The organism is Zobellia russellii, from assembly GCF_018728565.1.
GTDB lineage: Bacteria > Bacteroidota > Bacteroidia > Flavobacteriales > Flavobacteriaceae > Zobellia > Zobellia russellii.
Genome location: NZ_JACSOI010000003.1, coordinates 100,886 through 122,809 on the forward strand (window position 1 = coordinate 100,886; position 21,924 = coordinate 122,809).

Consider the following 21,924-nt stretch of genomic DNA (forward strand, 5'->3'; position numbering starts at 1 on the left):
AAGATATTAAATATTAGGGTGATAATGGCAATAATAGCATTTAAATCTAGTCTTGTATAATATTTGTACAGTACATTTTTGGTCAATTATGCTTTTCTATGGTTAGTTTTGAGAGGTTTGATTATTCAATTCATTAGAATGTTACGGGAAATGAAATTTCACTTAAATATGATTACGCTACAGTTGTCTGGAAATAGGTATAAACAATTACTTCTAATGTGCTTGTTAACGGTATGGGGCACCAACTTATTCGCGCAAGAAAAGAAACCGCCCAATGTAATTTTAATAATGACAGATGACCAAGGAATTGGAGATTTGGGCTGTCATGGAAATCCTTGGATAAAGACGCCAAACATAGATAAGTTTTATAAGCAGGCGGTGCGTATGACAGACTTTCATGTTAGCCCTATGTGCACGCCAACACGTGCAGCATTAATGACTGGAAGATATCCGGTAAATAACGGTACCTGGGCAACTTATAAAGGAAGGGACGCTTTAGCCGAAAACGCGATTACCATGGCCGATGTATTTAAGAACAATGGGTATAGAACGGCCATGTTCGGTAAGTGGCATTTAGGAGATAATTATCCGTCAAGACCCACGGACAGCGGTTTTGATGTAGCCGTGCATCATAAAGCCGGTGGAGTGGGAGAACTATCCGATTATTGGGGCAATAGCTATAATGATGACGTGTATTACGTAAATAATGAGCCCAAGCAGTTTTCAGGGTATTGTACGGATGTATGGTTCCAAGAAGCTATGCGCTTTATGGATGAGAATAAAGACGCTCCATTTTTTCTGTATCTACCTACGAACGCTCCCCATAGTCCTTTTATAGTCGCAGAAAAGTATGCGGCTCCTTATCGGCATTTGGTGGGAGATAAAATTGTTGGGGCCGAATTTTATGGTATGATTACCAATATAGATGAAAATTTTGGGAAGCTAGAAACTTATTTAAAGGAGAAAAAGTTGGCTGATAATACCATACTCATCTATATGACCGATAACGGTTCCGGAGGTGGATTAAGTAACGATGGAAAATTAGGTTTCAATAAGGGGTTTAGAGGAAAAAAAGGACATCGCACAGAAGGTGGTCATCGTGTTCCTTTCTTTATTAGATGGAAAGATGGTAAGGTTAAAGGAGGGAAGGACCTTAATGAATTAACTGCTCATGTAGATTTGATTCCAACTTTGGCCGGACTTTGTAATCTTCAAATTCCAGAGAGTATGAAGTTAGACGGCATCGATTTTTCGCCCTTGCTCCTAAAAACCGGAAAACTAGATGGCAGTAGAACGGTCTTTGTTCATAATCGTCAAGATTGGCGTACTCCACATGACAAAGAAGAAACCGCAATTCTTAATGAAAAATGGCGATTGGTAAACGGAAAGGAACTCTACAATATTGAGGCGGATAAACATCAAGATAAGGATGTGGCATTAGAAAACAGAGAGGTAGTTGATGGTCTCCTGTCCCGTAACGAATCCTTTTTAGATAAAGCAAAAGCGGGGTATGAATATCAGGAATTTCCGGTGAGTATTGTTGGAAACGAAAGCCAAAAGGAGATAAAACTAACCATACAGCACGCCATAGGAGAGGACGGAGGTATTTGGAAACCGGAGCAGGTAGCATCGGGAATGAAAAATAGTAACAATACGCACCCTATAAAAGTAGAAAGAGCAGGTAGGTACAAAATATCATGTATGCGTTGGCCCAAAGAATGTCCAGGACCAATTTTAGGCATTCCAGAGGAAAATCCCAAGAACCAATATGCCTATAAAGCCATACATCCGGAGAAGGTGCGCATCCAAATTGCCAATCAAATTAGAGAGCAAACTATTGAAGGTGACATGCAGAGTGCAGATTTTATATTAAACCTTCAGAAAGGGAAGACAATGTTGGTGAACGATTTTATTGAAAACGGGAAAACCTTTGGAGTATACTACACTTACATTGAATATTTGGGTGAATAATAAAAGATTTTTTTAAACCTTAAAACAAACCGAACAATGAAAAACATAATTACAATCCTGTCGCTATTTTTAGTTTTGAGCGCATGTAAGGAACAGCCCCATAAAGAGGTGGTGGAAGAAGTAAAAGAGAAAACAGAAGGTTTCCCGTTTAAGTTGCCAGAGGAGAAGCCCAATAGGCAAATGAGTGCTGCCATGGAACGTATTTACACGAATTATGAGTCTCCCGAACCCCATAAGAATGAACTTTTTAGTCAATTTAAGTATACTGAACTTAAGGGGTTTGACTACAATGGGCACGACGGAACCATTACACGAAGAGACCCCTCAAAAATACTCTTGCATGATGGTAAGTATTATGTTTGGTACACTTATAGAAACACTTCTACACCACCGCGTGGGGCCGATATGAGCAATGACACAATTCCATCATCGGATTGGGATCTTGCGGAGATTTGGTACGCTACTTCCAAGGATGGCATTACTTGGGAGGAACAAGGAGTTGCTATTGAAAGACCGGAAAAACCTTTGGTAGGGTGGCGTTCCGTTACCACTACGGATATTTTGGAGTGGAAGGGAAAATACTACCTATACTATCAAGGATTTATGGAGGCTAGCGGTAAAAGGGGGGATGATTGCCCGGTGGCCGTTTCCTATGCAGATTCTCCGGATGGCCCTTGGACAGCGTACAACAAAATAGTTATTCCCAATGGAAAAAAAGGGGAGTGGGACCAATATTCCATTCATGATCCGTACCCTTTGGTACACGATGACAAAATCTATATTTATTACAAATCGGATTTTGGTGATCCTGACAAAGTACGTATGCAAGGGCTGGCCATAGCCAATGATCCACTGGGTCCTTTTACAAAGCACCCTTTAAACCCGGTAATTACATCTGGACATGAAACATCGTTGTTTCCATTTAGAAAAGGGGTAGCGGCCTTAGTGTATAAAGATGGGCCGGAGCATAACACCATTCAATATGCAGAGGATTGGGTAAATTTTGAAATAGCTTCCATTACAGAATTAATGCCTTATGCTGCAGCGCCTTATGTGCCCGATGCTTTCACGAATACAACGGACGGACGTGGAGTTACGTGGGGACTTGCCCATTTTATCAGTTTGGGTGGCAAGGACCAGTTTCATTCCAAACTTGTCCGGTTTGACTGTGATTTGAGTTTAGATCTGGATGATCCCGGTATGAAAAACCATAGGGTAAACCATGAACCGGATGTATATTATCGTCAAGGATTAAGTAAAAAACAAATGGAGCGTATACAATCTGAGCGTTTGGATTAATTACAACGTTTTCCACAATATATTTTAAAGGGCATCTTAAAAAGTGCTCTTTTTTTATGCGAAAAAACCATTCGTCTATAGGTATTTAGGGATTAATGTGTAGATAAACGGAGTTGACCGAAAATGAGGGTTTTTAACAGCAGCGAAGACGTAATTTTGGAGTAAGCAAATTAAAAAATGCTTAATCACTATTGGTTTTTAGTTCTTTAAAATGCGGACGATATATGTCTGATATGAAGTTTGAGAAAGGTCAGTTTTATTGTTTATGATAGAATGATATTAAACGTTCCCCCTTTTTGAAAAAACAGCAATTGACCGAGTTGAAACTATCGTTCGCATTTTATATTTTCTTTTTCCCCATATCCAAATTGGGAATTTACTCCTTTAAAAATTTAGAACATTGGCCCATTTTAAGACACAAAGTATAAGAAGGGTAACTCCTGTACTAGTATAAATGGCACCCTGCCAAAAATAAAGCCTTGTTCCCCATTGTTTCCAAAGTCTTTCTCCATATTCATTTTTGAAATGTGCGCTCAGAAGCTTCCAAAAAAGAAAAGTGGTCAGAAAAAGTACTGCCAATGCAAAAATCCAGTTCGTTGCCATTTTTTTATTGATTAATGACTGGTAGTCAGGTGTTTATTAACTTAAGATACAAAAAAATACTTAACTGTGGTAGTACAACTTTTTCTAATAGCAAGATTATTGGGTAACAGTTATTTTTAATCTGTCTTCAGTAGAGTTTAAAGCTTTATCGGTTGCCGTAAAAATCAGTTCAAATTCTCCGTCTAGGGTAGGGCGTCCGGATAATGTCATGGTTTCATTATCAAAATTTAGCCAATTCAATTTACTCTTCGTGGTGTTCAAAACCAGTTGCGTATCATCTATGTCTTTAAAATAATCCGGGGGAAGCTGTAGTTCAAAATTTTCTCCTTTTCGTATGGTAATGGCGTCAAGTGGATGGTAAACGAAAGGATGGAAGACCTTTGAAGTGTTTGACCAATAAATGTCGGATTCGGCTAAACTGTTTGAGGCAATTTGTAAACGCGTAAAGAATAGATACTTGTTATCTGCACTTACAAAAGGTCTCCGGTCCCAATCTTTGGAATTTATAGTGGGATCAAGGATTTGTGGCGATGTCCAATTTCCATTGTGGTTACGGTAACTAATATATAAATCTACAAAAGTTTCGTCATTAGTATATCTGCAAAAAAGAAGGTATGTTTCTTTAGGGGAGATAAATACACTTTCTTCATCATTGGCCGAATTTAGGTCGGCTATTTCACTTACGGATTGATACTTTTTGTCCAAGATTTTTGAAAAGAACAAATCTGCAGTAAAACAATTTTCCTTTCCTTGGCAGTTTCTATTTGATGAGAAATAAAGGGTTCCATCCATAGTAATACTGGCACTGGCTTCCCTGCTTGCTGAGCTTATTGGGGTTTCTAGTTTTTCAGGGAGTCCCCAATGATTATCCACCTTTTTAAGGCTCCCAATATTCGTAATGTATAAGTTGTTGGTGTCAGGTATGCTTTGAGCGTAGAGCAACGCTTGTCCGTCTGGCGTAAAATAGGGTAGAAATACGCTCCTATTTTCTAGTGGCTTAAAAGTCTGCGGATCGGACCATGTGTTATTATCTTTTTTTGAATAATAGATTTCTCCCCTAACACCAGTTTTATCCAAAATCCCAAAAGCCAATTCATTGGTATTAGGCGTAAATGAAATGCCATGCTCAAATCTGTTTTTAACAGAAATAACGTCCGGAGCAAATATTTCAGGAATGGCTCCAGGGTATTTTTGTCCAAAATAACTAGTTAGTTCAGTAGAGGATTTACAGCTCATTAACGCAATAATGAAAAAAAATGGTAGTATGGTCTTAATCATTGGGTTTTATGTTGTTTAGGAATTGATGAAGTTATGAGTAAACGAATTCAATAAATATGAGCTGTCCTTTTTCTACAAACCTAAAATAAATTTAGAAGATAAAACGGTTCATCTACAGATATGTAAGATTGGAGTACGGATAAACGGCATTCGTCTAAATTGTAGGATAATAACTACATGTATATTGTAATTTTGAAGTAAGCAAATCAAAGAATTCACTAATAGAATTAAGGTTTAAGTTCTTTAATATGCGGACGATACGTGATGGATCGGATGTTTAGGAAGGCCATTAGCACTGTTTATGATAGAACAGATGATGATGTTACCCCCGTTTGGAAAAAACAGTGCTAAGGCCTATTTGAAGTTATCGTTCGCATTTTCTAATAATACTTCTGCATCAGCTACAACTTCTGGCCCTGTTACTTTCCTTCAAGTTTTAATAATTCAAGATAGGGGTTGCCTTTTAGGCCTAGTAATTGAGCAAAAGCGGGCTCGGTCTTTAATCCTTTAGATTTTAATTCTTTTATCTTTTGCCTAAAGTCTGCTCCCTTTTCAAGTAAAATCTTATTTTCTATAAGCATGTGCCGGTAAGCGTTCTGTTTTTCGGTAGCTTTGTTCTGCCCAAAAATTTCGAATAGAAAATTCTCCGTTTTGAATTCTGCAATAGTGGATTCGGTACCGTTTTGAACCGTAGAATACGTCTTGAAACCCTTTTCTTGGGAAAATTGCTCCGTAACATATGCTGTGAACTCGGCATGGTTTTTACACTCACAAATTATATCCAAATCACTTATAGGTAAATCAATACCAATGGGAATGGTACCGGTTAAAATAGGATTGTATTTTTTCAGTTTCCCAAAGACCTTATATTTTATGATTTCGGCATGGGCAAGCTGTTGTCTTTCCGTACCGGATTTTAAATATTCAATATTCTTAAAATCAATATTCATTTTTGGATATCAATGTTTTTGGCGATTTGTAACCGAAAAGGAATATATACGAAAACAATTTTTTGGGTTTTTCGTACAACTATAGTGGACAAAGTTTACATACTAAAGTTTACCGCGGCAAAGGGGTTATACAAGTCTATGAGCATTTTTTCTTTGCCTATATTTCCTTTTGGTTCTGATTAGCCTATATCTTAAATCATCATAAAATAAGCTTGTAGCTAAAATTACAGCTCCTATGATTAACGTGTGCAATTTGAGGTCTAAACGGGAATAGAAGAATCCTCCGGAGATTCCACCAATAAAAAAGAAACAAATGATATAACTCCGCAGTTTTATAGTTGATTTAATTTTTTCTCTATTTGGATGTGATTTGGGAAAAAACAGTTGTGATAACTCAATTCCTAAATCTGTGAATAATCCTGTAAGGTGAGTTGTTCTTACCACGGCATTTGAAATTTTGGTTACAAAAGAATTCTGGAGTCCCATTGCAAAAAGTAAGGAGCAAACAATAAAATTAGGATATTCTAGGGCCGTTACAGTACTCAAAAAAGAAATGAAGGTAAGAATTAGACACTCTATAGCGGTGGGTAATACAAAGACATTAAGTTTTTTATTACCATTAAACTTTTCAATTAGAAAACTAGATAAAAAAGAACCTAGAAGAAAGGAGAAAATATATAAGAAATAAACTGTTCCCTTCCAAAACTCAAAGTTGGCTACATCGCTTATAAAGAGGGCAAAATGACCGGTTACATTTGTAGTTAATTGATGAAAAGCTAAAAAACCGGTAACATTTACAATGCCTGCAACGAATGACAAAATGGTGGCAATACGCAGATTGTGATTTAAAGTCCTGCTTTTACCTTGATGTCTAAACATTCTATATATCTTTGGTTAAACCCGAAAATTACCATAAAGGTATTACATAGGAATTGCCTAAAAGCATATACGCATTGATTTATGTTTTGGCTATTTGCAGAGCTTTTAAATTTCCTGCGGAAGGCTTTCTGAATATAAAGTCTAAGTAAGACTTTGCTACAATTTAGAGCTCACCAAATGTTTATTTTTTAGAGTTATATGGTATAAAAAATCCATGCTTTAAAGCATTTTTCCTAATAGTTCTTTCATCATTTTGGCAGCTAGAAAAGCAGTCATATTTTGAAAATCCCTATTTGGGTTGTATTCAACAATATCGGCTCCAATAATTTCGGTGTTTATATTTTGAATTATATGAATTACTTCTCTGGAGGTTAATCCTCCGGGTTCATGATGCGAGACTCCTGGAGCAAAGGCCGGGTCAAATCCGTCCATATCCAAAGAAATATATAAGGGGTTCTCAAATTTTGGAATTCGGTTTAAATTCAAATCCTTCATTTGATGAATTTCAACATTAAATTTATCCGCTTGTTCCGCTTGGTGTGTGTTCAATGTTCTAATTCCAACTTGAACTAATTTTATGGCAAAGCCGTTTTCCATAATCCTCGCAAAAGGGCATGCGTGGGAATATTTATCGCCTTCGTAATTATCGTATAAATCTGAATGTGCATCTATGTGAAGAATGTCTAGTTTGGGATATTTTTTGCTGTGGGCTTTAATTATGGGGAAGGTTATGGAGTGATTGCCCCCTAAAGTAAGGATTTTGGCACCGGAGTCTATGTGCTTTTCAGTTATGCGTTCAATATCAAAATATTCGGTTATTTCAAAATTGCCTTTATCTTCAATTCTTGAATTTTCGATAGAAATCAAGTTTTCGGCATACATATTGGCAGAGCCACAGTTTAAAGCTTCCCTTATCAAAGGAGGAGCTAATTTAGGGCCTTTCTGATACGAAGATTTTTCATCGAATTGTATTCCTTGTACGATTATTTTGCTCATTTTATGCTATTAAATACAACAGTTAAACTTGATTAGACCACTTGTAGCAGGGATTTTAAAGGTTTTTCTGTTTAAAATTAGTTTAGTTATTACTTTTAATTACCTGTATAAACCTTTTGCCCGCCAACGTATGTTTCTAAAACTCTAACATCCTTTATTTTTTCTGGATCTATCTTGGTTAAATCATCACTTAAAATAACAAAATCAGCAAGTTTTCCTTTTTCCAAGGTTCCTTTTAAGCGTTCCTCAAATGAACTATAAGCTGCATCTCTGGTATAAGCCGTTAGGGCTAGTTGTACATTTATTTTTTGTTAGGGAACCCAGCCATTTGGGTTTTTATGATCTAAAGTTTTACGCGTTACGGCCGCATAGATACCTAATAGGGGAGAAGCGGGAACAACGGGCCAATCACTACCAAAAACCAATGTTGTATTGGCATCTAACAAAGATTTAAAGGCATAAGTTGTTTTTATTCGTTCCGGACCGATCAGATCTTCTGCCCACCTACCATCATCAATGGCATGGTAGGGTTGCATACTTGCAATTACATTTAATTCTGAAAAACGGTCTATATCTTTACGGTCTAAATGTTGTGCATGTTCAATTCTAAACCTACGGTCTTTTTTTCCGTTGGATTGTATTACCGTTTCATAAGTATTCAGGAGGGTATTGTTGGCTTTATCTCCTATGGCATGTACCGTAATTTGTAAATTATTTTTGTCTGCCTCTGTAATCCATGTTTTGAGGCTATCTAGATTAGCGGTTAAAATTCCCTTATCCGTTGGCTGGTCTGAGTAGGGTTCTTTAAATGCCGCCGAATGTGACCCCAGGGAACCGTCTACAAATCCTTTGAGCATTCTGTTTTTTAGCCATTTGTTATCTATTTTTTCCTTGTTGGAAAGTAGTTTCCAATTGCGTAGAGGATCAGCGGAATAAACACGGACCTTAAGCTCCTTGTTGGAGTGAATTTTTTTCAAAATGTCAAAACCACCTAGGCTATCAACATCATGAATGCTGGTAATACCTTGGGCATTTAAATAATCCTGTGCCGCCTTAATGGCTTTTTCTTTTTGGGAATCGGATAGAGCGGGAATTTTGTTCAGAACCAAATACATAGCCTCACTTTTTAAAATTCCGGTGGGTTCACCATTTGAGTTTTTAACGATTTCCCCATTTTCTACGTCTGGCGTGTTTTTATCTATACCCGCAATTTTTAGAGCTGCTGAATTCGCTAAAATCATATGGCCGTCCATTCGGTACAGGGCAACAGGATTATCTTGCGTAAATTCATCTATCCACTCTTTCGTAGGAAGTTCACCGCCCCAAAGGGTATGGTCCCAATTGCCTTCTACGATCCATTGTTTAGGTTTTAGGTTTTTTGAAAATGATGCTATCCTTTTGATGAATTTTTCCTTTGTGACAGCATCTCTCAATTGAACACTTAAAAGGCTGTTTCCGCCCATTAATAAATGTACGTGGGAGTCAATAAAACCTGGGGTGATAAATTTTCCTTGAGCATCAACAATTTTGGTAGCATCACCTACACTTTTTTCTATATCCTCAAAAGAACCAATCGCCAAAATAGAATCCCCCTTAATCGCTATGGCTTTAGCATTTGACTGGTTTACATTTCCGGTCCAGATGTTAGCATTTTTAATGATGAAATCGGCCTTTGTAATTTCTTTATGACATGAAGTAAAAAGAAATAAAATAATAATAATAAATTGAAAGTGTATTTTCATTTTTTTAGATATGTGTTAGGGCAAATGGTTCGTCTGCAGACTTTATAAAAGTAAGTGAACCATTTTTATTTAAGCTGAAGCACTGGAAATCGTTGTTTGAATCAATTTATGACTCTTCCAAAATAGTTGAAATTATGGATTGGAACATGTTAATCCCGGTTTCTATAATTTCATCGGGAAAATCATAGTCAGAATTGTGTAAAGCGGGTGTCTCAATGCCTGCACCTAAACCGAACATTGCCGTTTTGTATTCTTTTGAAAACCATCCAAAATCTTCTCCAAATTTAAATGGATAAGGTCTTTTGATGATTTTATAACTGTTTTTTTCAGCAGCCTTAATTATATAATTGGTACTTTCTGTATGGTTTGTAGAAGCAGGAAAATATTCTAACCATTCTATTTCGTGCTTCAACTCATACTTTTCACAAGTATTTTCTATAACGGATGTTATTTGAGATTTTAGATGAGTGGTTTTTTCTCTGGACCATGTTCTCATAGTATAATGCAATTCTGCATTTTCCGGCGAAATACCGTAAGCAATTTGTCCCATGTTAATATGCACGGGTGTTATTAGGCTAAAATTCTCATCTTCTGGATCGGTTACTTCCAAGCTGGAAAGTAGGCTGATAATACTGGAAAGTGCCAATGCTGGATTGTTGCCATTTTCCGGTTCGGATGCGTGAGACTTTTTACCTTTGAGCCGCACAATAAAACTTTGTACTTCTGCCGAAAACCCTTTATCTATAACAATAATATTATGAAAAGGTTCCTTGGGGATGTTATGAAGTGCAAATACATAATCTGTGTTAAGATTTTTGAACCTTTCATCGGTTACGACCTCTTTGGCTCCTTTTCCATTTTCCTCTGCTGGCTGAAAGAGTAAAATGACTTCTCCAGAGCTAAACAAACTTTTTTTAACCAAAATAGTAACCCTGAAACTATTGCCATATGACCATCGTGACCACATTTATGAGATATTCCTTTGTTTTTTGATTTATGGAGAAATTGATTCTCTTCCTGAATTGGTAATGCATCCAACTCACATCTAATAGTAATGGATTTTCCTTTTTTAGGAAGTTTGTAGATAGCGGCAAACCCCGTTTTACCTATACCATCAAGAATTTCTGTAGGGTTATGCTCATTAATAAACCTTTGGATTCTTTTAGCCGTTTCATGTTCAAAACAAGATAATTCAGGATGTGAATGAAGCTCTTTTCTTAATTCTATTATTTCCGGATGAATCAATTTTGTTTTTCTTTTTAGATTAATACTCTAGATAGTCAATCCAAAGCTAAAATAAATGGGGCTAATGGATAATTTAATTTATTTGAGTATAGTAAAAATACGGAAATAGTGTGATTACACACTCAAAGCAGTATCGCTTTTAGAAGTCTAAATCAATAAAAAGAAAGTCATAAAACCGTAAGTTAAAGAGAAATATTTGGTTATAGGGTTTTGTGAAAATTACTGAAAGAGTTTATTGGAAAACCTGGGAGTAAGGATGATTGGTACAGCACTTTTTACTGTTATATTTAATAGATAAGCCAAAGTTTTTAGATATGAGGACCTATTATTCTAGTGTAATCGTCTTAATACTAGCGATTGTTTTCATTTTCTATATCCACCAACTTCAGTTTTTTATGGTAAGCTTCAATTCTTGAGTAAGCCGTTCCGTCAACCAATAAGATAACCGTCAACATTGCAATTGTTGTAATACTAATGGCTCTCCACGTTGAGGTAGGAAAAAAGAGAATAAGTAGTGCCGCTATGATAATGAGAATAGGTATGACCTTGAATACAACGGTGTATTCCTTTAGGGTGCTTTCTGTACGTTTAATTTCAGAACTATAAAAGGCAGGGACATCTGCGTTAAAAGCTTTTTCAAATTGGGTAATTCTAGAAGTATTTGTAAAAAATAAACCGAGACCTATAGTCATGAGTAATAGCCCCGCTACCAAGGTTGGAATTATGTAAGCCTTTGCTAAGTCGGTTTTTCCCAATTGCCAAAAACCAACACTTGCTATTAAAAATAAAATGGCAAATAAGATGAAGAAACGGGTTGAAAAAACCTCGGCCTTTGCCCATTCTGTGGCTAATTTTAATAGTTCCATATCTTAATTAAGTTTATATTTTTCTCTGTACTCAGTAGGACTTATACCTTGTTTCTTTTTAAATAATCTAGAAAAGTAAGGCGGATATTCAAACCCTAGTTCATACGCTACATCTGCAATACTTTTGTTGGGTTGTAACAGAATATTTTTTGCTTCATCTATTAAATGCAAGTGCAAATGTTCAGTAGTGGTTTTACCGGTTTCTTTTTTAAGCGTATCACTTAAATAACGCTGTGATACCAACATTTTATCCGCTATTTGTTCTATGCTCGGTATGCCCTTTTCCTGTAATTGTCCAGATTCTAAATAGGCAGCTATTTGCGCATTGAACTTTTCCAACAAATTATTGGACAATTCTTTTCTATTTAAAAATTGGCGCTCATAAAATCTATTGGCATACTTTAAAAGGGTACTCAATTGTGATATAATAATTTCTTTGCTAAAAGCATCTTGGTTGTTCTGGTACTCCATTTCAATATTTTCAACCAGCAGTTCTATTTGCTTTTCTTCTTTAGGCGAAAGGTGCAAAGCTTCATTCACGGAATACGAAAAGAAACCGTAATTTTTTATTTGTTGCGCTAATTCCGTGCCTTTTATAAAATCTTCATGAAAGTTAATAGAAAACCCTTTTTGCTCAAAGACCACGCTGCTATCCCATTGTAACACTTGTCTTGGAGCAATACATATTAACGCACCATTTGTAAAATCATATTTGGTACGTCCGTAGTTTAATTCGCCTTTTACAAACTTTTTAAAACTGATAGAATAACAATCATTTGTAATTGCAGGCGAACTTTCCCTGGGGCAGGGTAAAAAGCCATCACCTTTGGAGTTAAAGACACTTAACATAGGATGCTCGGGTCTGGGCAATCCCAAATAATCTAAATACGATGCTAATGTTTTAAAGTGTTGCATAGTTTTAATCAGTTCAATAGTGCTTCATTAATAGCTCTTCCACTCAAGATTTTTAAATTTTGAGGCTTTTCTACTAAAGTAATCATAGCTTTACCTATGGTTATAGTAGTAGTAACAGATTTCATTCTTTGCATTATAGGAAAAAATGGTCGTGTTAATATGTAAAAAATATTGTACAGTCTAGTTTTAGATTTAATTCCTCTTTTTGGCAAAATAACTCCTGGCCTAAAGGTATAGGCATCTTTAAAGCCTTTATTAAAAATAGAATTCTCTGTTTTACCTTTTACTCTTGCCCACATGGTTTTACCTTTTTCAGTGCTGTCCGTGCCTTCCCCTGAAACATAAACGAAAGTTAAGTTTGGGTTGGCTGCATAGGTAGCATTGACCAAAGCCTCTGTAACGGTATAGGTTAATTTATAGTATTGTTCTTCTGTCATTCCAGCAGAAGAAACTCCCATGCAATGAAAACAGGCATTGTACGCTTCAAAAGTCTGTTGAATGGCACTAAAATCAGTGAAATTTGGATGGATGATTTCTTCTATTTTAGGATTTTTAAGGCCTATAGAAGATCTATTTATTAAGAGGATTTTTTTAATTCTCTTATCATCTAAACATTCTAACAAAACACCTTTGCCTACCATTCCTGTAGCGCCCGTAATTATTACGTTCATTTGCTTTGCTTTAAATATTCCACTTTACACCAGTCTCTTTTTCTGAAAGTTCCCACAGTCTATAAGCCACAGCTTTATCTTTGGCATGCGGCTCCAATTTATGCGCCCCAACCGGACCGGTCCAAAAGTTTCTCCCAGTTGGCCCGTAAAAACCATTTTGGTCCAGATTTGGTTCCGTAGCACACATGAGTTGCGGGTAGGCCCCTTTTTCTGCCGATTGTGTCAAAGGAGATAATTTCATTAAGTTAAAGATAAATTTCATCATAAAACTACCACTGGAATTTATTAAGTTGGTTCTTGATGAACCAGGGTGACAAGCATATGCTTTTACCTCTGTTTTACCTGCTGCTGCCAATCTATCCTGTAGTTCATAGATAGTCATGATCTGTGCCAGTTTACTTTGGCTATAGGCATTATTAGGGGTATACTCTTTATTCCAATTTAAATCATCAAATTTTATGGTTTTAATTCCCATATCATAGCCCATACTTCCTACTGTTACAATACGTCCCTTGGATTTTTCAATAAGCGGAAACAATAATGCCTGAAGTGTAAAATTACCAAAGTAATTTGTCCCCATTTGACTTTCCCAACCGTCTACGGTTAGTGTTTGTTTTGGCACCTGGGCTATTGCGGCATTGCAGATAAGCGCATCTATTTGAGAAACTGTTTTTAGAATTTCTTGCGCTGCTTTTTTTACTGAAGCTTGTTCTGATAAATCCATTTTTATGGTCGTAACCTCTATAGCGTTACCAAGCTCTTGTTTTAATGTAGCAATAGTATCCGCAGATTTTTGTGGGTTTCTATTGAGCATTACCAGTTTTGCACCTTTAGACAATAGTATTTTAGCAGCTTCAAATCCGGTTCCGCTAGTGGTGCCCGTTATCACAAAGGTTTTACCGTTTAAATTTTCAATTCTATCCGGTGTCCAACCATTTTCCCCAAACTGATTTGTTGTCATTATTGCCTATTTTTTGATGATTAAAATAATAGGGCAAAGGTCGGACAGACGTAAACTTAAGTACGTATACGGATTTTCATATGTTGTATACTTTTTGGTAATTCCCAATCGTTCCGGACGAACCTATTGGAATGCGTAGGCACTGAATTTCGTGATGCCCTTGAAAAGATAGGGTTACTCTAAAATTGACTTTTAACGTCAGGTTGAACATGAAAAAGACTTCTTAAAGAGGCCTATATGAATCTATTGTTGATACTGAGATGATCTAAGTACCTAATAAACATTGAATGTTTTCCTCTGATTTATTACCGGAAATAAAAGAAGAGTACGCCGTTAATAAATTATTGAGAAACGAAAAACAGTAGGTGATTTCATCATCATTGTTCTAAATGTAGAAGGACCAGAAAATACCACTTTTGATAAAGCTTAGTGAATTAGAAACCTCATTTTGATCCATATAAGTATCACCCTTTTTTACATGTTTTGTTTCTGTCAATTTTAGAAAATCGTCTATTTCGTAGTCAGTAAATAGGTTAAAGGATTTTAGATAGTCAATCATTAGTACATGTAGTTTTTATTCGTTTAAAACAGCATATAAAACATGGTCTTGGTATACTCCAGCTTTATAGGTGTGGCACTTTAATATCCCCTCTTTTTTCATTCCTGCTTTTTCCATAACCCTTCCAGATGATAGGTTTGAGGTAAAGTGAGTTGCAAAAATTCTTTTCAACTTTAGTTCTTCAAAACCAAATTGAATTATTGATTTTACGGCCTCGGTCGTAAACCCATTATTCCAATATTTTTGGTCTAGCCAATATCCCAATTCGGCTTTATTAAACGGTTTGTCAATTCCCAAGTCAACTCCTCCAATTAATTCATTGCTTTCTTTTAAGCGAATGGCGAAGATATACTGATCTTGATTTTTTAGTCCGTCATCAGCTAATTTCACCCAAAATTTTGCGTTGTCTAGGGTGTAAGGGAAAGGAATGTTAATTGTATTTTTTGAGTACAGTTCACTAGCATTCAGTATGGAACTTATTTTTCCCAAATCGTTTAAGCTAGGTCGATTTAGAATTAGCCTTTTGGTTATAATCTGGGACAATTGTATTCTAGACACGATTTTTTTTAATTATTGGCAACGTCATTAATATTCTCCATTCCACTATATACTTTCGGGTTATGTTTCTCCATATAAAATTCAGGATTAGGTATTTCTGTAAAGCCAAATTTTTTATAAAGCCATTCAGCTGTATTAGTCAATAAAATCCAGCGTCTTAGGCCCTGAAGATTTGGGTGTACCATTATTTCATTAATTAGCCATTTACTTAATCCTTTTCCTCTGTATTCCTTTAGAACATAAACATCTCCTAAATATGCAATAGTGGAATAGTCCGAAATTATTCTAGCAAAACCAATTTGTTTGTTTTTATGATAAAGCCCAAAATTCAAAGAGTTTTCAATTGATGTTTTTAAAGTATTGATTGGAATTCCGTTGGCCCAATCGGTTTCGTTTGCAAGGAATTTGTGAATACTCAAAATATCTAATTTATCCATGTCAGTTGAAATGGTATATTCACTTCGATGAACTTCTCTAATTTCCATTTTAATTTTCTTTGTTATAGCTAACGATTTAAGTTTGTATTTTGGGTTCTTGATTAGCGGGGTATTTGGCTAGTATACGACAAACAAATAAACCTTTCCGATTTTCGTAACAAGGTAAGAACTAACCTTTAATTATACATGGTATTGGCCTAGGTTACCGCCAATAAAATACTAAATAGAAAGCCAAACTTTGAGCAAATTACTGAACCTCAAATGTTTGTATGGAGTTATGATTCGTTGTATCACTTGTTGATTTTATCTGAAGGGTAGTTTTTGACTTCTATTAAAAATGCCTTTGTGGGATTGGCGCTTATTAATACATTGAATTCATCATCTGTAAACCCATGTGATTTTAGCTCTGGATAGAGTTTCTCAAAAATATTTGTATATGGTTTTATTGTTTGATTTTCTTTTTGTGGATCATACCAACCAGAATCGTGCGAAATTAAAATTCTATCTAAGATTCCATTTCTTTTTGCAAACAACAGTTTTTCAACATGTCTATCCAATTCCCAACCTAATCCATCAAGACTTACCCAGCACCCCATCTCTGCGGCTTTAAGATAATTGTTGTTATTGTCTTCTTCTTGAGCATGCACCCAAATAAAAGCTTCGGGAGAAACCCCCATTTCTTTAAGAATGTCTAATTGCGGCCATAAACCGGTTGCCTTTCCGGTGTGTGATGCTATTGTTAAACCTGTTTCTAAATGAGTCAGGGCTGCAGCTTTTGCCAATTTTTGGTGCATCACATGTAAGGAGTCGGAATTATCTATACCAATCTTAATAAAGCCTGGTTTTATCGTGGTTCCGTCAATGCCATTTTTAAACTCATCAATCCACAATTGAGCAAGATTTTCTGCTGTCATTTCTTGGGCATACTTAGGAATAAATTTATTATTCCGCGCTCCATAGAGACCGGTATTTGTAATAATCTTAATACCTGTTTTATTGGATATTTTATTAAGAAGTAAAACATCTCTTCCTAAGTAAGCTGGTGTAGCGTCAACAAAATAACTAACGTTATGCTCTTTAAGCTCTTTGAGATAGGGCATCATTTCGTTAATTATGGTATCATGGTTCCATCTTGTAGGTTGTATACTGTCTGCTCCTATAAAATCAACTAAAATATGTTCGTGTGATAACCATATTTGATTTGAGACAAATTGGTGCGTTCCGTTTACATCTTGTATTAACGGTTGTTTTTGTGCTCCACAACCAATTAATAAGAAAAAAAATAAAATATTAATTTTTAGTTCCTTCTTCATGGATGTATGTCGTGATCTTTTAATGAATAAGCAATATTATTTATAAATGAACTCTAACCGTTAAATTCAGCATTTATGCCCTATTTGCTATAGCCATTGTGCCTGATGTACAAGTTAACGAAAAAAACATATAGGGAGAACATGATCTTAACTTTGCGTTATTAGCTTTAAGTATACATGGAAAAAAAAGAGCGCTAAGAAAAGCTGTCCACCTATTGTTAGTAGAGTAAGGAATACATGAAATTTGAACTAAAGCAGTCAAAAGAGGGGCAGGACAACCAGCTTTTACCGGATGTATAAAAAGAGCCCCTGGATATTTAACGGGCTCTTTTATCAAGCATCTAAAATTAGAAATCGGTTTCTGGTCGGGCATAAAAAAAGCCCCGTAAAGAGGCTTATATGAATCTGTTTTTTTACTTATCAATGGCTTGTGCAACGGTTACTATTGTTAGCAATAGTAATCAATAATAAAGTAGATTTATCTCCATTCCATCAGTTATGAGTTTTACCGGGTACCCATATTCATTATACTCATATTCGAATGACCTTATTATATCTCCATTTCGCGAATACCTTAAGGGATTGTTTGGGTTAATATGATTATGTAAGTCAGGTATTAATCTTAGTTTTCCCGCTAGACTATTGTCTAAAAATAACAAACTCATAACGTCTGAAATTCTAGTGCTCCATCCGTTGCTATAGCCACTGGCATAAGTATGAAAATTCCTTTTATTGTCATAAACTATCTCATATTGATTTTGATCTTGATCAGTGATTTTTGTTAAGTTTAAACTTTTGTCATATTCGAAGACAAGCTGACTTTGTTTATTGTTATCTGTATTTTTGGAATTTACTTGAATAATTTTGCCATTTGAATCTTTTGATAAATTCACTTCAAAAGTCCCAACGTGAGTAGTTTCAAAATCACTAAAATATTCAGTTCGAGTATATAATGAATTATTGGTGTAAACTATTTCATGTATTTGTTCTGCATCAGAATATCCATTTGTAATTCTTATTTCGGAAAAACTACGGTCATCATATACGTAAGTTGCAGAATTCCCGTAAATCGAACCGTCATTAGATCTTTGACTCAAAATATTTCCATCTAAATCATAATTATAATATGTATTGCTTCCGTAATTTGAGACACTAAATGAAATTTGTGTTATTTTTTCATCAGTATAGGTGAAATTGGCTTCAGAGCCATCATTTCCCAAGTGTTTTTTTAAAAGTAATGTTAGATTTTCTAATGTGGTAAATTGAATTGAGTCGCTTGATTCTCCTACTGCATTTTTAGCAATTATTTTTATTTGATAATCAGTGGAGCTATCTAGGTTTAATAGTTCGTATTTCGTTTCAGACATATCACTATTTAAAATTTGATCGTTTAAATAAATGGAATATGTGATTTCTGATTCGTGGTTGCTTATGGATTCATTCCATCCTAATTCGGCAGAGTCAACAGTTATATTTTCTACAAATATTTCTAATTCACTTGGTTCGTAATTTACCAATTCGTTTGATTGTTCTTCTTCGTTACAGGACAAGATTAACAATATAATAATAAAGAAAATACCATTTTTGAAGTTCTTCATTTTAATATTTATTTGTAAGATATTATTGCTGACTATTCTATAAACGCACCCCGAATACATTTATTTCTCTTTCAAGGGTAATTTACTTAAATATCCGATACTGTCAGTATCTGTAGGAAAATAAGAATAAAACGTCGGTGTATTACACTTTTGTAAACGTCAAAAACGGTTTTTCAAATTTAAAATGGTGGGATGTGTCATATTGGTAAAGTTGGGGAATTTTATAAGTAGATACAGTTCATGAGTTCTAAAAAGATAGACACTGTTAGGATTGGAACAGGCGTGAATAGAATATGTGTGCTGCATCTAGAATTTACTTTCCACTTCTAGTCGGACATAAAAAAAGCCCCTTGATGAGGCTTGTATGAATCCGTTTTTTGCATGTAAATAGCTTATGTAACGGTTACTATTGTTGTAATCAGTAGTGATACGTTCGTGTAAGCACATTATTCTTTTTTTTACCCGAGTAAAGTCTATCTACGCAACAATTGTGTTTGAGTCAAATCCACTCAAATGAACTGGCAAAAAAGTCCATCTGACTTAAACTAACTTTCTTGTATTCATAATCAAGTAAATTCTAATTAGTTAAAAAATACTGAACGTTTACAAGTTCTATATCATTGATCATACCTAAATCTAGGGAGCTTTCGTGGTCATATAATAACGTACAACTGGATTTAGCTCCAAGTTGGAAGCAGGGTAAGGTTGTTTTATCTGAATAACTTTGACTGGACGTTAGCTCTCCTATCTTTACGGTTAATATAGGCAACCCTGTAACATCGTAAACATTTGGGTTATTTAATTGAATTTCAAATCGCCAACGCGAAGTATTATTTCCAGTATCAGGTGTAAACTCATAAAATAAGACATCGTAAGTAAAGCCATCTAACTCCGGTGGGTCAATTTGATTTAATGGTTCTGGATCAGGAAAGCTACAGGGTAGTTCAATAGTTTTATCAATGAAGTATTGTTGATTATTTAAGAAGTAAGTATCGCTAACAACAGCATTTTTTGTGCAATCTTCATCTTTAGAATCACAGCTACTGATAAGAATAATGCCGTAAAAGGAGAAAAAAAGTAATAGTGTAGAAACTGTGCGTGGTGAACGCTTTATGCTATTTTTCATTAATGAATATATTATAATTTAAGATTCTTGTTTTTGATTTTCGAAAGGTCAAACCTCACTCAGGGCGAGAATTCGAATATCATTTAAGGAAGAAAAATCTTAATCACATATATTTTGTTTTAGTGATGTCAAATGTATACAAAATAATAAAATGGAAACTTTTTATACCTGTAATTAAAGGCTTTTTTTTATTGAGCTATTGATTGTAACGGTTGGGCTATGTGGAGTGCGGGACTTTGAAACGCTTCACAGTCAGGCTACCACTGAGCCAATTCGTTTATTCATAATTTCAAATTTTCCGTCAATCGTCGGAGACGAATTGGCGGTGTTGCAACAACGAGCCGCAGTTACAAAAAACCGCTGAAACCCGCATTACATATAGCTTTTGTTAGGCACTGGTTTTTTATAAATTATATCTTTCTTTATTCAATAAATTCATTTTTTCTTGCTTGTCATTATCGTTTTCTAGTTGATATATAATTTTACTTCGATTACGATATTCTTCCTCCTCTATGTTTCTCAAATACAAATCCTCAAGTCTTAGTTCAAAGGTTTCGTTACTTAGTTTAGTTTGATAGATTGGAATTTCTTTCTTTTCCGCAATTTGCACAAGGAACTTTTTGAGATTTGATTCAATCCTCGCACCGAGAAAAATTGCTTCTGCTTTTAAAAAAGGAATTGTATTATTGGTTATTATATCCGAATCATAGTTGCTGAGAATTAAACGCCATTCTTTCTCATAACTCCATGAGCGTGATTTCGTTGTCATGGTTTTGTAAGCTGTTTTAAGAACTGGTTTGTTTAACTTCAATTCTTCATCTGAGAACTTTAACCTCATAAGTTCTCTAGGAGAAATTTGTGGTACTTTGGAAGTATAATGAATGGGGAAGAGTCCACATTTAATAGCTTTTCCATTAACTATATTGTCGAAGTCAGTTTTATATTTAATACTAAAACCTTGATGGTTATCCGCATAATGTGACCACATAGTCGTATTATTCAATAATTCTGTTTCATCCTCGAAATTTGAGAAACAAGAAATTTTGAATTCCATATTCCTTATGTAATCAATCTTTTTTCTACATTCTCTCCTTGCTTCCTCAACAATTTCATAAAGTAAGGAACTCAGTGAACCACTTTTTTTATTTCTAATGTCAAATAAAGCAAAAATGAAATGTTTTGGACGTTTCCTATTTAGCATAAAAGGTGGTTCTGATTCTTTAGTCCATGAGTGGTAAAGTTCATAATATTCCTTTTCAGAGATTTTATCCTCGCTCTCTGCTTTTGAAATTAGGTTTAATTCTTTGAGTTTTTTTAGCAAATATATTTTCTTAAACTTCTCAGCTTCTATGCAAACAAAACTGTCAAATGGGTCATTAAAATTTCGTGGTGATGAAAGGAAAAGTGAGTTGTTTTCTAAATTTATTAAACTGTATTGAGAAGGAGGGAAAAATTTAAATAAGCTTTTAGGTAGGTGCTCATTTTTATAGTCGGCATACTTTTCTTGTGTTTCGACAATGCCTGAATTGAATATAGAATCAACAAAGTCATTAACGAAATGCTTTGTCCAATAACCGGAGAAATCTCTACTTCTATAGTCTGATTTTGGAAAGTTTGATTCTATTTTATTATTCCAATCTATCATTTAGGTTCGGTTTTCAAGCTTGTGCCTAACAATTGTATAAAGCAACTAGTTGCTTTATCTCTATTTTAGACCTAATTTACTTAAATATTGGATACTGTCAATGTTTGTAGGAAAATAAGAATATAGCATACATATAATATGCTTTTACAAACGCTTAAAAACGGCTGGGCGTTTGTAGAATAATTACTTATCCCAGAACTTATCTTAACAGCTGACAAAACTTGGGTACCCCCTTTTTTATGTTTTTCACTGAACCGCGTTTCTCATGTATATATTTCTTAAACCCTTTTTAGAGTACTAAATTTGTGGTTT

Annotated in this window: 19 protein-coding genes and 1 pseudogene; 2 read left to right on the forward strand and 18 right to left on the reverse strand. The window is 35.0% G+C overall.

The annotated features are described in order from the left end of the window. The first annotated feature begins 150 nt into the window (after nt 1-150). Both H9565_RS08525 and H9565_RS08530 read left to right on the forward strand, forming a co-directional pair. On the forward strand, nt 151-1,971 hold the full coding sequence (locus H9565_RS08525) for an arylsulfatase (protein WP_246560430.1): 1,821 nt from the start codon (nt 151-153) through the stop codon (nt 1,969-1,971). A gap of 36 nt (nt 1,972-2,007) precedes the next feature. Next, a complete protein-coding gene (locus H9565_RS08530; RefSeq protein WP_215438811.1) occupies nt 2,008-3,270 on the forward strand; it encodes a glycoside hydrolase family 117 protein in 1,263 nt (420 codons plus the stop codon). 384 nt (nt 3,271-3,654) lie between these two features. Here H9565_RS08530 and H9565_RS08535 read toward each other — a convergent pair whose 3' ends face one another. From H9565_RS08535 to H9565_RS08625, 18 genes and pseudogenes are all read right to left on the reverse strand, one after another. Beyond that, nucleotides 3,655-3,873: a hypothetical protein gene (locus tag H9565_RS08535; RefSeq protein ID WP_246560433.1), complete on the reverse strand. Its 219-nt coding sequence runs from the start codon at nt 3,871-3,873 to the stop codon at nt 3,655-3,657. A 96-nt stretch (nt 3,874-3,969) separates the two neighbouring features. After that, nucleotides 3,970-5,151, reverse strand: a complete 1,182-nt coding sequence (locus H9565_RS08540) for a putative Ig domain-containing protein (RefSeq protein ID WP_215438813.1) — start codon at nt 5,149-5,151, stop codon at nt 3,970-3,972. Between the two features lie 419 nt (nt 5,152-5,570). After that, nucleotides 5,571-6,101, reverse strand: a complete 531-nt coding sequence (locus H9565_RS08545) for a DUF4269 domain-containing protein (protein WP_215438814.1) — start codon at nt 6,099-6,101, stop codon at nt 5,571-5,573. A gap of 126 nt (nt 6,102-6,227) precedes the next feature. Beyond that, entirely contained in the window at nt 6,228-6,980 is a 753-nt protein-coding gene (locus H9565_RS08550) for a YoaK family protein (RefSeq protein ID WP_215438815.1), read from the reverse strand. Between the two features lie 219 nt (nt 6,981-7,199). Beyond that, nucleotides 7,200-7,976 carry an agmatinase gene (speB, locus tag H9565_RS08555; RefSeq protein ID WP_215438816.1) on the reverse strand — a complete coding sequence of 259 codons (777 nt, stop codon included), beginning with the start codon at nt 7,974-7,976 and terminating at the stop codon, nt 7,200-7,202. 95 nt (nt 7,977-8,071) lie between these two features. Beyond that, nucleotides 8,072-9,718 (reverse strand): annotated as a pseudogene (locus H9565_RS08565) (amidohydrolase). Nucleotides 9,719-9,824: 106 nt separating this feature from the next. Then, a complete protein-coding gene (locus H9565_RS08570; protein ID WP_215438820.1) occupies nt 9,825-10,625 on the reverse strand; it encodes a M20/M25/M40 family metallo-hydrolase in 801 nt (266 codons plus the stop codon). After that, nucleotides 10,550-10,963: a M20/M25/M40 family metallo-hydrolase gene (locus tag H9565_RS08575; protein WP_215438822.1), complete on the reverse strand. Its 414-nt coding sequence runs from the start codon at nt 10,961-10,963 to the stop codon at nt 10,550-10,552. The genes H9565_RS08570 and H9565_RS08575 overlap by 76 nt, the downstream gene beginning before the upstream one ends. Before the next feature lie 350 nt (nt 10,964-11,313). Further along, nucleotides 11,314-11,829 (reverse strand): hypothetical protein, encoded by a 516-nt coding sequence (locus tag H9565_RS08580; protein ID WP_215438824.1) that lies wholly within the window; start codon nt 11,827-11,829, stop codon nt 11,314-11,316. Between the two features lie 3 nt (nt 11,830-11,832). Continuing rightward, on the reverse strand, nt 11,833-12,744 hold the full coding sequence (locus H9565_RS08585; protein WP_215438826.1) for a helix-turn-helix domain-containing protein: 912 nt from the start codon (nt 12,742-12,744) through the stop codon (nt 11,833-11,835). Nucleotides 12,745-12,752: 8 nt separating this feature from the next. Continuing rightward, nucleotides 12,753-13,415, reverse strand: coding sequence for an NAD-dependent epimerase/dehydratase family protein (locus H9565_RS08590; RefSeq protein ID WP_215438828.1), 663 nt, complete (start codon nt 13,413-13,415; stop codon nt 12,753-12,755). A 10-nt stretch (nt 13,416-13,425) separates the two neighbouring features. Next, nucleotides 13,426-14,376, reverse strand: a complete 951-nt coding sequence (locus tag H9565_RS08595; protein WP_215438829.1) for an SDR family oxidoreductase — start codon at nt 14,374-14,376, stop codon at nt 13,426-13,428. 574 nt (nt 14,377-14,950) lie between these two features. Next, a complete protein-coding gene (locus H9565_RS08600) occupies nt 14,951-15,493 on the reverse strand; it encodes a GNAT family N-acetyltransferase (RefSeq protein WP_317195435.1) in 543 nt (180 codons plus the stop codon). A gap of 8 nt (nt 15,494-15,501) precedes the next feature. Further along, on the reverse strand, nt 15,502-15,978 hold the full coding sequence (locus tag H9565_RS08605; protein WP_215438830.1) for a GNAT family N-acetyltransferase: 477 nt from the start codon (nt 15,976-15,978) through the stop codon (nt 15,502-15,504). Between the two features lie 242 nt (nt 15,979-16,220). After that, nucleotides 16,221-17,243 (reverse strand): phosphotriesterase family protein, encoded by a 1,023-nt coding sequence (locus tag H9565_RS08610; protein ID WP_215438831.1) that lies wholly within the window; start codon nt 17,241-17,243, stop codon nt 16,221-16,223. Between the two features lie 461 nt (nt 17,244-17,704). After that, on the reverse strand, nt 17,705-18,841 hold the full coding sequence (locus H9565_RS08615; protein ID WP_215438832.1) for a fibronectin type III domain-containing protein: 1,137 nt from the start codon (nt 18,839-18,841) through the stop codon (nt 17,705-17,707). 577 nt (nt 18,842-19,418) lie between these two features. Next, the gene (locus H9565_RS08620) at nt 19,419-19,967 is read right to left on the reverse strand and encodes a hypothetical protein (protein WP_215438833.1); all 549 of its coding nucleotides are present in this window, start codon (nt 19,965-19,967) and stop codon (nt 19,419-19,421) included. A 403-nt stretch (nt 19,968-20,370) separates the two neighbouring features. Continuing rightward, nucleotides 20,371-21,612, reverse strand: coding sequence for a DUF2971 domain-containing protein (locus H9565_RS08625; protein WP_215438834.1), 1,242 nt, complete (start codon nt 21,610-21,612; stop codon nt 20,371-20,373). Nucleotides 21,613-21,924: the final 312 nt, after the last annotated feature.

Excerpts from the sequence above, each read along its gene's own strand:
- H9565_RS08525 (WP_246560430.1), top strand. The coding sequence starts at position 151 with ATGAAATTTCACTTAAATATGATTACGCTACAGTTGTCTGGAAATAGG.
- H9565_RS08530 (WP_215438811.1), top strand. The coding sequence starts at position 2,008 with ATGAAAAACATAATTACAATCCTGTCGCTATTTTTAGTTTTGAGCGCA.
- H9565_RS08535 (WP_246560433.1), bottom strand. The coding sequence starts at position 3,873 with ATGGCAACGAACTGGATTTTTGCATTGGCAGTACTTTTTCTGACCACT.
- H9565_RS08540 (WP_215438813.1), bottom strand. The coding sequence starts at position 5,151 with ATGATTAAGACCATACTACCATTTTTTTTCATTATTGCGTTAATGAGC.
- H9565_RS08545 (WP_215438814.1), bottom strand. The coding sequence starts at position 6,101 with ATGAATATTGATTTTAAGAATATTGAATATTTAAAATCCGGTACGGAA.
- H9565_RS08550 (WP_215438815.1), bottom strand. The coding sequence starts at position 6,980 with ATGTTTAGACATCAAGGTAAAAGCAGGACTTTAAATCACAATCTGCGT.
- speB (WP_215438816.1), bottom strand. The coding sequence starts at position 7,976 with ATGAGCAAAATAATCGTACAAGGAATACAATTCGATGAAAAATCTTCG.
- H9565_RS08580 (WP_215438824.1), bottom strand. The coding sequence starts at position 11,829 with ATGGAACTATTAAAATTAGCCACAGAATGGGCAAAGGCCGAGGTTTTT.
- H9565_RS08585 (WP_215438826.1), bottom strand. The coding sequence starts at position 12,744 with ATGCAACACTTTAAAACATTAGCATCGTATTTAGATTATTTGGGATTG.
- H9565_RS08590 (WP_215438828.1), bottom strand. The coding sequence starts at position 13,415 with ATGAACGTAATAATTACGGGCGCTACAGGAATGGTAGGCAAAGGTGTT.
- H9565_RS08595 (WP_215438829.1), bottom strand. The coding sequence starts at position 14,376 with ATGACAACAAATCAGTTTGGGGAAAATGGTTGGACACCGGATAGAATT.
- H9565_RS08605 (WP_215438830.1), bottom strand. The coding sequence starts at position 15,978 with ATGGAAATTAGAGAAGTTCATCGAAGTGAATATACCATTTCAACTGAC.
- H9565_RS08610 (WP_215438831.1), bottom strand. The coding sequence starts at position 17,243 with ATGAAGAAGGAACTAAAAATTAATATTTTATTTTTTTTCTTATTAATT.
- H9565_RS08615 (WP_215438832.1), bottom strand. The coding sequence starts at position 18,841 with ATGAAGAACTTCAAAAATGGTATTTTCTTTATTATTATATTGTTAATC.
- H9565_RS08620 (WP_215438833.1), bottom strand. The coding sequence starts at position 19,967 with ATGAAAAATAGCATAAAGCGTTCACCACGCACAGTTTCTACACTATTA.
- H9565_RS08625 (WP_215438834.1), bottom strand. The coding sequence starts at position 21,612 with ATGATAGATTGGAATAATAAAATAGAATCAAACTTTCCAAAATCAGAC.